This window comes from Pseudarthrobacter sp. CC4 (assembly GCF_048957775.1).
GTDB lineage: Bacteria > Actinomycetota > Actinomycetes > Actinomycetales > Micrococcaceae > Arthrobacter.
Genome location: NZ_JARCCZ010000005.1, coordinates 142814 through 157677, shown reverse-complemented (window position 1 = coordinate 157677; position 14864 = coordinate 142814). Strand labels below are relative to the sequence as shown.

11 protein-coding genes are annotated in these 14864 nt (G+C 67.9%); 9 read left to right on the top strand and 2 right to left on the bottom strand.

Going from position 1 to position 14864, the window contains the following annotated elements; translation table 11 throughout:
• Nucleotides 1–96 precede the first annotated feature (96 nt).
• Nucleotides 97–2328 carry a S9 family peptidase gene (locus PV768_RS06145; RefSeq protein WP_421092546.1) on the top strand — a complete coding sequence of 744 codons (2232 nt, stop codon included), beginning with the start codon at nucleotides 97–99 and terminating at the stop codon, nucleotides 2326–2328.
• A gap of 87 nt (nucleotides 2329–2415) precedes the next feature.
• Here the strand turns inward: PV768_RS06145 and PV768_RS06140 are convergent, their stop codons facing one another.
• A complete protein-coding gene (locus tag PV768_RS06140) occupies nucleotides 2416–2868 on the bottom strand; it encodes an SRPBCC family protein (protein ID WP_157241325.1) in 453 nt (150 codons plus the stop codon).
• Nucleotides 2869–3151: 283 nt separating this feature from the next.
• Here PV768_RS06140 and PV768_RS06135 point away from each other — a divergent pair, with 283 nt between their 5' ends.
• From PV768_RS06135 to PV768_RS06115, 5 genes are all read left to right on the top strand, one after another.
• Nucleotides 3152–5731: an AMP-binding protein gene (locus PV768_RS06135; RefSeq protein ID WP_421092545.1), complete on the top strand. Its 2580-nt coding sequence runs from the start codon at nucleotides 3152–3154 to the stop codon at nucleotides 5729–5731.
• A 173-nt stretch (nucleotides 5732–5904) separates the two neighbouring features.
• A complete protein-coding gene (locus PV768_RS06130) occupies nucleotides 5905–6579 on the top strand; it encodes a peptidoglycan-binding protein (RefSeq protein ID WP_421092567.1) in 675 nt (224 codons plus the stop codon).
• Between the two features lie 6 nt (nucleotides 6580–6585).
• Nucleotides 6586–8982 (top strand): hypothetical protein, encoded by a 2397-nt coding sequence (locus PV768_RS06125; RefSeq protein WP_421092544.1) that lies wholly within the window; start codon nucleotides 6586–6588, stop codon nucleotides 8980–8982.
• Between the two features lie 8 nt (nucleotides 8983–8990).
• Entirely contained in the window at nucleotides 8991–9197 is a 207-nt protein-coding gene (locus tag PV768_RS06120; RefSeq protein ID WP_157241319.1) for a DUF2945 domain-containing protein, read from the top strand.
• A 4-nt stretch (nucleotides 9198–9201) separates the two neighbouring features.
• Nucleotides 9202–10398, top strand: coding sequence for an FAD/NAD(P)-binding oxidoreductase (locus PV768_RS06115; RefSeq protein ID WP_321214297.1), 1197 nt, complete (start codon nucleotides 9202–9204; stop codon nucleotides 10396–10398).
• A 79-nt stretch (nucleotides 10399–10477) separates the two neighbouring features.
• Here PV768_RS06115 and PV768_RS06110 read toward each other — a convergent pair whose 3' ends face one another.
• Nucleotides 10478–11641 carry an acetate kinase gene (locus PV768_RS06110; RefSeq protein ID WP_321214298.1) on the bottom strand — a complete coding sequence of 388 codons (1164 nt, stop codon included), beginning with the start codon at nucleotides 11639–11641 and terminating at the stop codon, nucleotides 10478–10480.
• Nucleotides 11642–11777: 136 nt separating this feature from the next.
• On the opposite strand from PV768_RS06110, the gene PV768_RS06105 reads away from it, so the two are divergent.
• From PV768_RS06105 to PV768_RS06095, 3 genes are all read left to right on the top strand, one after another.
• Nucleotides 11778–12083, top strand: coding sequence for a hypothetical protein (locus PV768_RS06105; RefSeq protein ID WP_321214299.1), 306 nt, complete (start codon nucleotides 11778–11780; stop codon nucleotides 12081–12083).
• A gap of 159 nt (nucleotides 12084–12242) precedes the next feature.
• Nucleotides 12243–13514 carry a glycosyltransferase family protein gene (locus tag PV768_RS06100; protein ID WP_421092543.1) on the top strand — a complete coding sequence of 424 codons (1272 nt, stop codon included), beginning with the start codon at nucleotides 12243–12245 and terminating at the stop codon, nucleotides 13512–13514.
• Nucleotides 13501–14832, top strand: coding sequence for a glycosyltransferase family 4 protein (locus PV768_RS06095; protein WP_421092542.1), 1332 nt, complete (start codon nucleotides 13501–13503; stop codon nucleotides 14830–14832). Before PV768_RS06100 ends, PV768_RS06095 begins: the two co-directional genes overlap by 14 nt.
• Nucleotides 14833–14864 lie beyond the last annotated feature (32 nt).

Here is a 14864-nt window from a genome sequence, read left to right as displayed (position 1 = left end):
CGCCGTCGGACGCCCTTTACTCCCGGGCCGGGAGGCGGCGATCCCCCGGTAGCGAACGGCCGGATAATTGTCGGCGCGGATCTATATATTGAAGGAATGACCCAGACTCCGCTGCGGGACTCCGCCGCCACTGCCGCTCCCACACCGCCGGTTGCCAAGAAGATCCCGTCCGAACGTGTCCACCACGGGGACGTTTTCGTGGATAACTACGAGTGGCTGCGGGACAAGGAATCCGCCGAAGTGGTGGCGCACCTGAAAGCCGAGAATGCCTACCAGGAAGCGGTCACCGCACACCAGGAGCCGCTGCGCGAGGCCATTTTCCAGGAGATCAAGGGCCGCACCCAGGAAACGGACCTGTCCGTGCCGCACCGCAAGGACGGCTGGTGGTACTTCAGCCGCTCCGTGGAGGGCAAGGAATACGGCATCCAGTGCCGGGTCAGGGCCGCGGACACCGGGGACAAGGTTGCCGACTGGACCCCGCCCGCCGTCCAGCCCGGCGTCGAAATCCCCGGCGAGGAAGTCCTGCTGGACGGCAACGTGGAGGCGGAGGGCAAGCCGTTCTTCTCGGTGGGCGGCTCGGCCGTAACCGTGGACGGCACCCTCTACGCCTATGCCGTGGACAACTCGGGGGACGAGCGCTTCACCCTCCGCATCAAGGACCTCAGCACCGGCGAGCTGCTGCCGGACGTCATCGAGAACATCTTCTACGGCGTTGCCTTCTCCCCCGACGGCACCCGGATTTTCTACACAATGGTGGATGATTCCTGGCGCCCGTATCAGGTGAAGGCGCACGTCCTGGGCACGCCTGTTGCCGACGATGTAGTCATCTACCAGGAGGACGACGCCGCCATGTGGCTGGGCTTCGAGCTCTCAGCTGACCGGCGCCACCTCGTCCTGGGCATCGGGTGCTCGGAGTACAGCGAAACCCGCCTGCTCCGCTTTGACGACCCCGCCCAGGAACTCACCACCGTGATCTCCCGGAACGACCGCGTGCTCTATGAGGCCGAGCCGTTCCTGCTTGCCGGGCCCGACGGCGAAAAACGCGAGCGCATCCTGCTGACGCACAACCGCGGTGCGGTCAACTCCATGGTCTCCCTGGCTGATCCGGCCGAGCTCGCCAAGCCGCTGGCAGAGCAGGCCTGGCTCACCGTCGTCGAACATTCCGACGACGTCCGCATCAACGGCGCGGGAGTCACCTCCACGCACCTGGTCGTTTCCATCCGCAAGGACACCATCGAGCGCGTGCAGTTCATCGGGCTGGCAGGGCTGGGGACGCCCGCCCAGGAAGAACCCGTGGAGCCGGCCTTCGATGAGGAGCTCTACACTGCGGGCGTAGGCGGGTCGGACTACGAGGCCCCGGTCATCCGGCTGGGCTACACGTCCTACTTCACGCCGTCGCGCGTGTACGACTTCGTGCTGCCCACCCCGCAGCAGCCCGCGGGTGAGCTGCTGCTGCGGAAGGAAAGCCCGGTCCTGGGCGGCTACGACGGCAGCGACTACGTCGCCACCCGGGAATGGGCAGACGCCGCGGACGGCACCAGGATTCCGCTCTCCGTACTGCGGCACAAGGCCGTGAAGCAGGATTCGACGGCGGCCGGCCTGGTCTACGGGTACGGCTCCTATGAGCTGAGCATGGATCCGGGCTTCGGGATCGCGCGGCTGTCGCTGCTGGACCGCGGCGTGGTGTTCGTAATCGCCCACATCCGCGGCGGCGGGGAGCTGGGCCGGCACTGGTACGAGGACGGCAAGAAGCTCACCAAGAAGAACACGTTCACCGACTTCATCGACGCCACAGACTGGCTGGCCGGTTCCGGCTGGGTGGATCCTGCGCGGATCGCCGCCCTGGGCGGATCGGCCGGCGGCCTGCTGATGGGGGCCGTGGCGAACATGGCGCCGGAAAAGTACGCAGTGATCGTGGCGCAGGTGCCGTTCGTGGACCCCCTGACCAGCATCCTCGATCCCGAGCTGCCGCTCTCCGCCCTGGAGTGGGAGGAGTGGGGCAACCCCATCACCGATCCCGCGGCCTACGCCTACATGAAGTCGTACTCCCCCTACGAGAACGTCAGGGAGGCGGCGTATCCCAAGATCGCCGCCGTCACCTCCTTCAACGACACCCGGGTCCTGTACGTGGAACCGGCCAAGTGGGTGCAGGAGCTGCGGAGCAAAACCACCGGCACCGAGCCCATCCTGATGAAGATCGAGATGGACGGCGGGCACGGCGGCGCGTCCGGCCGCTACGTGCAGTGGCGGGAACGGGCCTGGGACTACGCCTTCATCGCCGATTCCCTTGGCGCCACCGAGCTGCTGCCCGGCGCCGGCCTGAAGTAGGACGACGCCGTACGCCATCGACTGCTCCGATATTGCCGTTTAGAGCCTCCAAAACGGCAATATCGGAGCAATCGATGGGGAAACCGCTCAGGACTGTGGATGCTCCGCCAGCCACTCGGCCAAGGTTTCGAGATTGGCGCGGACGGTCCTTCCCTGGGCCCGTTCCACCAGCGGGTCGGCCAGCTTGCCAAAGATGCCGCCCAGGCCGGACGCGGCTTCGATCCGCTCGGTGACGCGGGTGCCGCCGTCGGCCGGTTCGAGCGTGATGGTAATGGTGAAGTCCAGTTTGCCCTCGACGGAACGGGACACCATGCGCCGGGGCGGATCAAACTCAGTGATTTCGGCGGTCCAGTCGAACTGCCGCCCCATGATCTTGCTGGTTCCGCGGCCCCGTGAACCCACGCCCAGCGGGCCGTCACCGATCTGCCCGGACGAGGTGACCGAGGAATCGTAGACGGCGATGTTCTCGAATTTCGACAGGAAGTCAAAGACCTCCTGCTGCGGCCGGGGAATGACGACGGTTTCTTCCACAACAGGCATTGGATTCTCCTTGGACAACGGCCTGGTGCCGGCCCGGCTCGGCCGGCAGGTAGGCACAGCGCCAGCTTGGCCCGACGGCTTTGGGCTGTCAAGACGCTGCCGGAAAGCTCACCCTCATGGTTCATCGACTGCTCCAATAAAGCCCTTTTGAGCCCCCGGAACGACGTTATTGGAGCAGTCGATGGGCATTTCCGCGGAAGCAGGCACTCCCCTTTTATTTCTCCATCCGCTTTTCTTAACGCCCGATTTTAGTAAGGTAAGGCTGTACTAATAAGATTGCCGGATGACCACGCAGCTTGATTTCGCGCGGGTTTCTTTCGCTGCCGATCTTGCGCGCTACGGAAACCGGCCTGCCATCCTTGCCGACGGGCTGACGCTGACCTACCGGGAGCTGGCCGCCCGCGTCGACAGCTTTGCCCGGAGGCTGGGCACTGAACGGCGCCTCATCGCCCTTGCGGCGTCCAACGACGTCGAATCTCTGGTGGCCTACCTTGCCGCCCTGGCGTCCGGCCACCCGCTGATCCTCCTCCCGGAGGACAAGCCGGCTGCCCTCGAATCCCTGGTGGCGGCCTACGACCCCGACGTCGTGGTCCGCTCCGCGAACGGCGAGTGCGTCCTCGACGAACGCCGGCCCGGGACCCGGCACACCCTGCATCCGGACCTTGCCCTCCTGCTCAGCACGTCCGGCTCCACGGGCTCCCCCAAACTGGTGCGCCTCTCCCACGCCAACCTGCAAGCCAACGCCGAGTCCATCGCTACGTACCTGCGAATCACGGCTGAAGACCGGGCCGCCACTACCTTGCCGATGTCGTACTGCTACGGCCTCTCGGTCATCAACAGCCATCTGCTGCGCGGCGCCGGCCTGGTCCTGACCGGACTGTCGGTGGTGGATCCGTGCCTCTGGGAGCTGTTCCGGCGGGAAGGTGCCACGGCGTTCGCCGCCGTTCCCTACACCTTTGAGCTGCTGGAGCGCGTGGGCTTCGCGGACATGGACCTGCCCAGCCTGCGCTACGTCACCCAGGCCGGCGGCCGGCTCGCCCCGGAGAGCGTGGTGCACTACGCGGAACTGGGCCGCCGGCAGGGCTGGGAGCTCTTCGTCATGTACGGCCAGACGGAGGCCACGGCCCGGATGGCGTACCTGCCGCCGGACCTTGCCACGGCGCATCCCGGCGCCATCGGCGTGCCCGTCCCCGGCGGAGACTTCCGCATCGAACCTGTGCCCGGACTGGCGGACGGCGAGCTGGTGTACACCGGGCCCAACGTCATGCTGGGATATGCCGAGACCCCGGAGGACCTGGCGCAGGGCCGCACCGTCACCGAGCTCCGCACCGGCGACCTCGCGGTGAAGAACGCCGCGGGCCTCTACGAGGTGCGCGGGCGGCGCAGCCGGTTCGTCAAGATCGTGGGACTGCGCGTTGACCTGGGCCAGGTGGAACGCCTCCTGGCGGACCTCGGCGTGCACGCGGCGAGCGCCGGAACGGACCAGGGGCTCGTCGTCGCTGTGGAGGGCACCCACGACACCCGGCTGCTCACCAAAGTCCTCGCGCAGGGCCTCGGCCTGCCGCGCGCCGCCGTCGACATCCATGCAGTGGCGGAACTTCCCCGCCTGGCCACCGGCAAGGTGGACTACCCGGCAGTGGCAGCGCTCTCCGCAAAAGCCGCGGGCAACGCGGCTGCCCCGGCAACAGCCCCGGACAAAGCGGCCCCGCACAACCGCACCCCGGACAGTCGCTCCCCGCAGGAGCCGCAGGGCACCGCGGCCGGGCCGGACACCGTCAGGCGCATCTACGAGGACACGCTGGAGCAGACGGACATCGCGGACACGGACACGTTCGTCTCGCTCGGCGGCGACTCCCTGTCCTTCGTGGCGGCCTCGGTCCGGCTCGAGCAGGCCCTCGGCCACCTGCCCCCGGACTGGCATGTCACGCCGGTCCGCGACCTGGAACCGCGCCGGCCGGGCCGGCCCGCCCGGACCCGGCTCGCACGGCTCTTTGCCCCCACGGACACCAGCCTGGTCCTCCGGGCCGTGGGAATCTTCCTGATCGCCGGCACGCACATCGGCCTGTTCAACTGGCAGGGCATGGCCCACGTGCTGATTGCCGCGGCCGGGTTCAACTTCGCACGCTTCCAGCTCTCCGGCGAAAGGCTGCCCCGCCTGCGCCGGCAGCTCACCAGCGTGGCCCGGATCGCCGTGCCCAGCATGGTGTTCATCGCCTTCGCCTACCTGGTCACCGACCACTACGGCCTGGTCAACATCGTGCTCCTCAACGCCATCCTGGGGCCGGAGCAGGTGACCACGCAGTGGCATTTCTGGTTCATCGAGGTGATCGTCTACATCCTGCTGGCCATGACGGCCCTGCTCTCCATCCCGTGGCTGCACCGCGCGGAACGCCGATTCCCGTTCATTTTCCCGCTCATCCTGTTCGGCGGCGGCCTCCTGACCCGGTACGAACTCGTGGAGCCGGGTGTGCCGTACACCGTTCCGGCCCTCTGGCTCTTCGCGCTCGGATGGGCGGTGGCCCGGTCCCGCAACCTCGCCCAGCGCTGCATTGTCTCCGCCCTGGCCGTCCTCACGGTTCCGGGGTTCTTCGAGGACGCCAACCGCGACGTCACGGTGATTGCCGGCATCCTGCTGCTTGCCTGGCTGCCCGCCCTCCCCATGCCGCGGGCCCTGGGCCGCGTGACGGTCCTGCTGGCCAGCGCCTCCATGCACATCTACCTCGTCCACTGGCTGGTCTACCCGCCGCTGGCGGGCCTGGGCCTTCCGCTCGCACTGGCCGCCTCCCTGGCGGCAGGCGTGGCCTACTGGGCCTTGTGCAACAGGGTTGCCGGCGCCGCCCAGCGTTTGCGCGCACGGACGTGAGCGGACGACGGCGGCCCTCCTCCGCCGTCGCCCGTCACCTTGCGCCAAGCCGCACCATGGGCGGCGCTGGACACGGATGTATCCAATAACACTAATCATGCTTACTATTGTCTGGCGCTGGCTGCCCGCTGGGGGCAGGCCAACCAGCGCCGTACGTGGAGGTTTCTGTGAGCATGGAAGAAATGCGTCCCCTGACCGACGACGAACTAATGGCGGAACAGGGAACCGCTTTGCCGGACAAGGAAGTTGCCTCTGTCCTTGACCTGAATGCGGACCTGGATCTTGGCATCGATGCGGCGGCACCCATCGATCTCGCCGTGGCCGCCAATGCCAACGTGGCCGCGCCGATCGACGCCGCGGCGTCCGCCAACATCCTCTCCTACGGCTCCGATGCCCAGGCGCTGGCCGACCAGGGGGTGATGATCGAGCAGGGCATTGTGGCTGACGCCAATGCGGCTTCCGCCCAGGACAGCACCATCGACCAGTCGGACGACACCGTCGGCGACGGCACGGTGGAGGACGGCGCGGCGGGCACCGGGACTACGGAGGCCGGCACCGCCCTGCCGGACGTCGGCGCGCTGCCGGTGGACCCGGCCGCCGCACTCGACGGCGACCTGCTCAACGTCAACGTGGACCTTGCCGCCGACGCGGACATCGCGGCCCCGATCAACGGCGCAGTGGCCGCCAACGCCAACGTGGCCGCGCCCATCGATGCCGCGGTTGCCGCGAACATCGGCTCCATCGACAGCCAGGCATACGCCGTGGCCGAACAGGATGCCATCATCTCCCAGCACATCGAGGGCGAAGCCAACGCCACTGCCGACCAGCAGTCCGACCTCCGGCAGTAAGCACCCATGACCCACACAAGCGGCGGGCCACGCACCCAGGCGGGCCCGCCGTCGTCCGCTGCGCCCACCGCCGACCACCCGCTGCACACTCCCGCCCGGGCCGACGGCGTCCAGCTCATCGGGCCTTCCGAGGGATCCGGCTACCGGGAGCCGCCATCGCTGGTCCGCCGCGCCGACGGCCAGACCCTGCAACTGACGCCGCTGTTGTTCGCGGTGCTGGAGGCAGTGGACGGGACACGGACGGAGGAGGAGGTTGCCCGGCACGCCAGCGAGGCGTCCGGAAGGCTGATCAGCGCGGACAATGTCCGCACATTGATGGACTCACAGCTGCTGCCGCTGGGACTGCTGCGGCTTGCGGACGGATCCCAGCCCGCGGTCCGGAAGGCTGATCCGCTGCTGGGCATGCGCTTCCGCTACACAGTGACCGATCCGGAACGCACCCGCAGAATCACGGCACCCTTCACGGTTCTGTTCAACCCGCTGGTGGTCGTATTGGTGACCCTGGCATTCCTGGCTGCCTGTTGGTGGGTGCTGATGGTCAAGGGCCTGGGATCTGCCACCCACGAGGCGTTTGAGAACCCGGTCCTGCTCCTGTTGATTTTTGCCGTCACCATCCTTTCCGCGGGGTTCCACGAATTCGGGCACGCCGCCGCTGCCCGCAGGGGCGGGGCCACGCCCGGCGCCATGGGTGCAGGCCTGTACCTTGTCTGGCCGGCGTTCTTCACGGACGTCACGGATTCCTACCGGCTGGGCCGCGGCGGCAGAATCCGCACGGACCTTGGCGGCCTGTACTTCAACGCCGTTGTTGCCGTAGGCATCATGGGGCTGTGGTGGGCTACCGGCTTCGATGCCCTGCTGCTGGTGGTGGTCACCCAGATCCTGCAGATGGTCAGGCAGCTGCTGCCTCTGGTCCGCTTTGACGGGTACCACATTTTGGCCGACGCTACCGGCGTGCCGGACCTCTTCCAGCGCATCAGGCCCGTCCTGCTGGGCCTGCTTCCCTGGCGCTGGGGCCGGCCGGAAAACCGGGTCCTCAAGCCGTGGGCGCGCGCCGTCGTGACCCTGTGGGTGCTGGTCACCGTGCCGCTGCTGCTGTTCAGCCTTGCCATGATGGTGCTCGCCCTGCCCCGGCTCCTGGCCACCGCCTGGAGCAGTGCGGCCAAACAGCAGGAGCTGCTCGCCGGGAGCCTCGGCGCCGGCGACCTGGCCGGCGCCGCCGTGCGCATCCTGGCCATTGCGGCCGTGGCCCTTCCCATGGTTGGCATGCTTTACATCCTGGTGCGGCTGCTGCGGCAGCTGGTCACCGGCCTCTGGCGGAAAACGAGCGGACACGCACTTCGGCGGACTGCCGCGATGGGCGCAGTGGCGGCACTGCTGGCGGGGCTTGCGTGGGCGTGGTGGCCCGACGGAGGCACGTACCGTCCGGTGCAGCCGTACGAACGCGGGACGTTGGCCGATGCGACGGCTTCGGTCCTGCCTGCCTCGGGCACAGCGCTGCGGGAAGGCGGCAGCGGACGGACCGTGGCCCTGTGGCCCGAAGGCGCCGCAAAGCCCACCCGGGAGAACCCTCAGTTGAGCATGGTGCTGGTGCCGGTGGACGCTTCCGCGGGGGCTGGTCCGGCAGGAACCGCCAGTTCAGAGGCTCCGTCCTGGGTGTTCCCCTTTGACAGACCGGCAGCTCCCGAGGAGGGCGGCAACCAGGCCCTGGCCGTCAACACCACCGACGGGTCCGTGACCTACAGCGTCGCCTTCGCTCTGGTGTGGGCCGAGGACGGCGAACCCGTTGATACCAGGAATGAGGCCTACGCCTTTGCCAGCTGCAGCGGGTGCGCCGCCGTGGCCGTGGGCTTCCAGGTGGTCCTCATCGTGGGCCAGGCCGACGTTGTGGTGCCGGAGAACCTCTCCGCCGCGGCGAACTACAACTGCTTAGAGTGCCTTACCTATGCACTGGCCAGCCAGCTGGTCCTCACCTTGGATGGCCCGCTTAGCGAAGCGGGCATGGCCTCCCTCCAGGCGCTGTGGGCAGAAATCGCCGAGTACGGCCGGAATATCCAGAACGTGCCGCTTTCGGAAATCCAGGCCACCCTGTCCTCCTACAAGGCACAGATCATGGCCATCGTCCAGGCGGATCCCAGCGCCACACAAAGTTCCGCCCAGGAAGCCACTCCTGCTCCTTCCGGGGAACCAGGCCCAGCCCAGGCACCAACGGCCCCGGCCTCATCCGGCACGGGCACCGGCGCAACCGCTCCGGCAGGGACAGCGCCCGCCACCGCCCCGGCGACCCAGCCGGCGCCAGGCGACGCGCCGCCGTCGTACGCCCCCGTTGAGACACCGCTCCCAACGGCGGATACTGGGGGCACGGCTCCCGCAGCCGAGCCGCTTCCCACCACAAACCCCACCTAGGAGCACAGATGTCATTGGGCAAGGGAACGTCCGTGGAATGGAACACCCCGCAGGGCAAGACGCACGGCAGGATCGTGGAAAAGAAGACCAGTGACTTTGAACTGGACGGGAACACCCACCGTGCCAGCGAGGACGAGCCGCAGTATGTGGTGGAGTCGGCCAAGACCGGAGCCCGGGCCGCGCACAAGGCTTCCGCCCTGACCGAAAAGAAGTAGCACGGTGGCCGCGCAGCACGAGGTGGTCATCATCGGCGGCGGCAACGCCGGCGTGTCACTGGCCGCCCGCCTGGAGCGCTACGGGGTCAAGGACGTGGCCGTCGTGGAGCCCAAGGACCACCACTTCTACCAGCCGCTGTTCTCCCACATCGCCGGCGGCCGGGCGCAGGCCACGGAGGCCGTCCGGTCGCAGGAGTCCGTGATCCCCCAGGGCGTGACGTGGATCCACGACGCCGCCGCCGGTGTGGACACGGACGCGAACACCGTCACCCTGGCGTCCGGTTCCACTGTGTCCTACGGACAGCTGGTGGTGTGCCCCGGCCTGCAGTATGACTGGGATGCCGTGCCCGGCCTGGCCGAGGCCGTGCACTCGCCCGCCGGCGCCTCGCACTACGAGTTCGAACTGGCGTCCAAGGCCTGGACCCTGTTGAGCGGCCTGACGTCCGGCACGGCCGTCTTCACCATGCCCGCCGGTCCCGTCAAATGCGGCGGCGCAAGCCAGAAACCCATGTACTTGGCCTGCGACTACTGGCGGGAACAGGGTGTCCTGGACCGGATCCGCGTGGTGATGGTGCAGCCCTACCCCACCGTGTTCGGCGTCCCGGAGGTGGACCGGGAGCTTGACCGCAAGATCGCCGAGTACGGCATCGAGCTGCGGACCAACAGCGAACTGGTTGCCGTGGACGCGGCCGGCCAGACGGCCACCATCCGGGACCTGGCCGCCGGTACCGAGGAAAACCTGCACTACGACGTCCTCAACGCCGTTCCGCCGCAGTCCGCCCCGGACTGGCTCAAGGCGACCGACCTGCCTGCAGCCGGTGACGCCGGCGGCTTCGTGGAGGTGGACCGGCAGACGCTCCGGCACATCCGGTTCCAGAACGTCTGGTCGCTGGGGGACGCGGCCGGAACCACCAATTCCAAGTCGGGGGGCGCCCTGCGGAAGCAGACGAAGGTCCTGGCCAAAAACCTGGTGGCCGCGCGGAAAGGCAAGGCCCTGCGGGCAAAGTACAACGGCTACTCGGTGTGCCCCTTCACGGTGTCACGCGACACCGTGGTGTTCGCCGAGTTCGACGACCGGTACCGGGCCATGCCCACCATTCCCCGGGTGCCAACCTGGAACGAGAGCAGGCTGTCCTGGGTGGTGGACCGGGACATCTTCCCGCAGGTCTACTGGAACCTGATCCTCAAGGGCAGGGCTTAAGTGAGAGAGCGTCCGGGGAAACCCCGCGTTAAGTGAGAGAGGGTCCGGGGAAACCCCGCGTTAAGTGAGAGAGCGTCGGTTACCCGGCCGCGGAAGTCACGACGGCGGCAGTCGCCTCCGCGATGGCCCGCTCCTCGTCCGTGGGAACCACCAGGACGGGAATGGCGGACCGCGCCGTGGAAATGACGCGCGGCTCCTTTGACCGCTCGGCGTTCAGGCCGGCGTCGAGCTCTATGCCCAGCGCGCCCAGCCTGTCCGCCACCAGGGCACGGAACTGGTGGGAGTTCTCGCCGATCCCTGCAGTGAACACCAGTGCCTTCGCCCCGCCCACGGCGACGTGGTACCCGCCGATGTACTTGGCCAGCCGGTAGGAGGTGACGGCGAGCGCCGTCGCAGCCCGCGCGTCGCCGGATTCCGAGGCCTCCACCACGGAGCGCATGTCGTTGTTGCCGGCCAGGCCTTTCAACCCGGATTCCCGGTTGAGCATGGTGTCCAGGTCCTCCGGCGTCCAGCCTGCCCGGCCCAGGAACACCAGGATGGACGGGTCCAGGTCGCCCGAGCGGGTCCCCATCACCAGGCCTTCCAGGGGCGTGAAGCCCATGGACGTGTCCACGGAATGGCCGCCCCGGATGGCGGTGACGGAGGCGCCGTTGCCCAGGTGGGCAATCACGCCGTCGAACTCTTCCATGGGCAGGTCCAGCAGCGCTGCCGCGCGCCGCGCCACGTACTCGTGGGAGGTGCCGTGGAAGCCGTAGCGGCGGATGCCGTGGTTGGTGTACAGCTCATCCGGGACAGCGTAGCGCCAGGCGTGCTCCGGGAGGGTGCGGTGGAAGGCGGTGTCGAACACGGCAACCTGCGGCATGTCCGGCCACTTCCTGGTGATGGCGCGGATTCCCAGCACGTTGGCCGGGTTGTGCAGCGGTGCCAGCGGGTTCAGGCGCTCGATGGCGCGGGTGATCTCGTTGTCAATCAGCACGGGTTCGGCGAACCGCTCGCCGCCGTGCACCACCCGGTGGCCCACTGCCGCCAGCTCCAGGCCGCCGAGTTCCTGGTGGATGGCGGCGTCCACCTGTTCCAGTGCCTCGGCATGGTCCCGCGGGCCCTCGATTTCCCCGTCCCCGTCACCGCCGTTGCCCATGCCGATCTTCTCGATCAGCCCCTCGGTCAGGACGCTCCCGGCCGCGACATCGCGCACCTGGTATTTGAGCGACGACGATCCGGAGTTGATGACGAGCACGAGCATGAGGGGCCTCCTGAGCCTTGCTTCTGCGGTTCAAACCCCACTATAGGTGGGCGCGGCGGCCGATTCCTTGCGGATGGGCCCGGCTGCGCCTAGAGTCGGGGCGGACAGGCTGGACCACGCCCGAGAGGACACTTCCATGACGAACGAACCCGCGTCGATTGACGAGAATGATCCCACCAACACGGGATCCAGCAGCACCGCTCCCCTGAATGCCCAGGCGGATTCGGATGCCCGGCCGGGCTCCGGAAAGAAGGACCCCACGGTGGTGGAGGGCGCCAACCCGGCCCTGGACGACACCGGCAACCTCAAGGCCGCCGAGACGGGCGAAGCCCCCGAGGCTCCGGAGAACACGGAGGACCTGGACCTCACCCCGCAGGGCCTGTCGGACGAACCCGCCAAGCAGGAGGACCAGGAAAGCCTGGCCAAGCCGGACAACAGCTGAACAGCACCTCATGGCCGGGCCGCTCGACGGCTGGCAGCAATGGCGACGGCGGCACCCTGGCGGGTGCCGCCGTCGTTTTATCCCTGAATATGTTGCTACCCGTGCGGTCACGGGCAATACTGGGCTTGTAACGTCAGCTCAGGGAGTGTGACAACCGGCTTGAATGAAATTTCCGGAAAAATGAAGGCCGCCAAGACACCGAAGCCGCTGAGGGTGGTGCTTTACTCCCACGATTCGCAGGGCCTTGGCCATAGCCGCCGCAACCTGGCCTTGGCGCATGCGCTCTCGCGCGGGTTGCCGGGGCTGACCGGCCGTCCCGTGAGCGGCCTGCTGATCACGGGCGAGCCGAACGCCCCGCGTTTCTGCGCGCCCGTTGGCTGGGACTGGGTCCTGCTGCCCGGAATCCAGAAGGGTCCGAACGGCTACGAGCCCCGCCACCTCCAGGTTGGACAGCCCAAACTCGTGCGGATCCGTTCGCGGATCCTGGCCGCCGTCACCAAACAGTTCAAGCCGCATCTGGTCATCGTGGACCGGCACGCCTTCGGTGTTGACAACGAACTGGCCCGTGCCCTCGGCCGGCTCCGGACGGCAAAGCCCAACTGCCGGGTGGTGCTTGGCCTTCGGGAAGTCCTGGACTCTCCCTCTGCCGCCCGGCGGGAATGGCGGGCTTTGGGCGATCTTTCGCGGGTGCGTGAGGCCTTTGATGAAGTCTGGGTCTATGGGGACCCGGCCGTCCACGATCCCCTGAGCACCGGGGAGGTGCCGCAGGAACTGGAGGACCTCGTCCGGTTTACCGGCTACCTCGCCGCGAACCGGCACTCAGCCCAGCCAGGCCCCGAGTCCCGCAGCCCCTACGTGCTGACGCTCGCAGGCGGGGGCTCCGACGGCCTGGAGGTTACGCTCACGGCCGCCCGAGCGGAAGTACCGGCCGGCTACGAGCACCTGGTGGTGACCGGGCCGAACATGCCGATGGGACACCGGGCCGAAGTGGAGCGCGCTGCCGGCGCCTCCGTGACAGTCGTAGGCTCAGTGCGGGACGCCCTGCCGGAGATCAGGGACGCGGCTGCGGTGGTCTCCATGGGAGGGTACAACAGCGTCTGCGAGATCATGAGCACCACAACCCCGGCGCTGATTGTCCCCCGCACCAGTCCCCGCCGGGAGCAGCTGATACGGGCCAAGGCCCTGGCCGACCGGGGGCTCATTGATCTTTGCCGGCCCGAAGCGTTCACCCCCGAGGCCTTGGGTGCATGGTTCCGTTCTGCAGCGGGCTCCTCCACCACCCGCACCGGCATTTCGCTGAGCGGGCTGGAGACGGTGTGCGGCCTTGCTGCCGGGCTGCTCGCCAGTCCGGTAACACGCCGGAGATCGGCCCCGGCAGTAATCCAGCACCCTGGGATCCGCTCGGACTGGAGGAACCGTGCAGCTGTCTGAGCAGGTCCGCACCGGATACGTGCTGAAGGTTTACCCCAGGTTTTCGGAGACCTTTATCGTTACCGAGATCCTTGCAAGGGAAGCGGCGGGGGAAGACATCCACATTTTTTCGCTCCGCCAGGCCTCGGATCCCCGTTTCCACCCGGAACTCGCCCGCGTGCAGGCCCCCGTGACATACCTCGGCAGGCCCGCCAGGCTCGCAGAAGGATGGATGGTCATCGCCGAGGCGGAGAGGACTGTTCCCGGGTTCGGCGCATCCTTCGCCCGCATGCTGCCCGGGCTTGCCAGGGCAGATGCAGGGGAAGTGCACCAAGGCATTGAATTGGCGGTTCAGGCAACCCGCCGGGGAATCACGCACCTGCACGCGCACTTTGGGAGCCTCGCTGCCCGGACGGCGGCGATCGCCGCTGCACTGGCCGGCATACGTTTTTCGTTCACGGCCCATGCCAAGGATCTCTTCCATGAAGCTGTTGACGAGGACGTCCTGCGGTCACTGATGGCATCGGCCTCGCACGTGGTGACCGTCAGCGACTTCAATGCCGGCTTCCTGCGGGCCATTGCGCCGGACTCCGCCGGCAAAGTGCGGCGCATCTACAACGGCCTCGAACTGGGACGGTTTCCCTACCTGCCGCCGTCCGCCCTGCATTCACCCCTGCGGATTGCGGCCGTGGGCCGCCTGGTGGAGAAAAAGGGCTTCCGGCACCTCATTGATGCAGTGGCTGCCCTGCAGGCCGCGGGGGTCAGCACCGTGACGCGGATCGCGGGCGGCGGAGAACTGGAGGAAGACCTGGCAGGCCGGATTGCGCGGCTCGGGCTTGAACGCAGCGTGGAACTGCTGGGACCCCGCACGCAGAACGAGGTGATCGAGCTGCTGCGGTGGGCCGATGTGTTCGTGGCGCCCTGTGTTGTGGGTGCTGACGGCAACACCGACGGGCTTCCCACCGTACTGCTCGAAGCCATGGCTTTGGGGGTCCCGGTGGTGGCCAGCGCCGTCACCGGCATCCCCGAGGTGGTGGGGCACGACGACGGCGGGAGACAGACCGGTATTCTTACGGTCCCGGGCAGCACCGGCGAGCTCGTCGCCGCCTTGCAGGAGGTCACCCGGCCGGGTTTCGACCGGATCGGCATGGCTGGCGCCGCCAGGAGGCTCGTGGAACGGAACTTCGATGCGGCCATCCAGTCAGCGGCCCTGAGGGATCTGCAGTACCAGAACACCGCAGTCCATTCCAGGTCTCAGCCCGGGCGGGCCACCCCTGTGGACTTCGCACCAGCTGATGCGGCCATGAGCCCTGTCCTGACACAATCCGCAGGCCGCTGAGCAATGGCCGGCGGGGTATCAGCGGGGGTGGC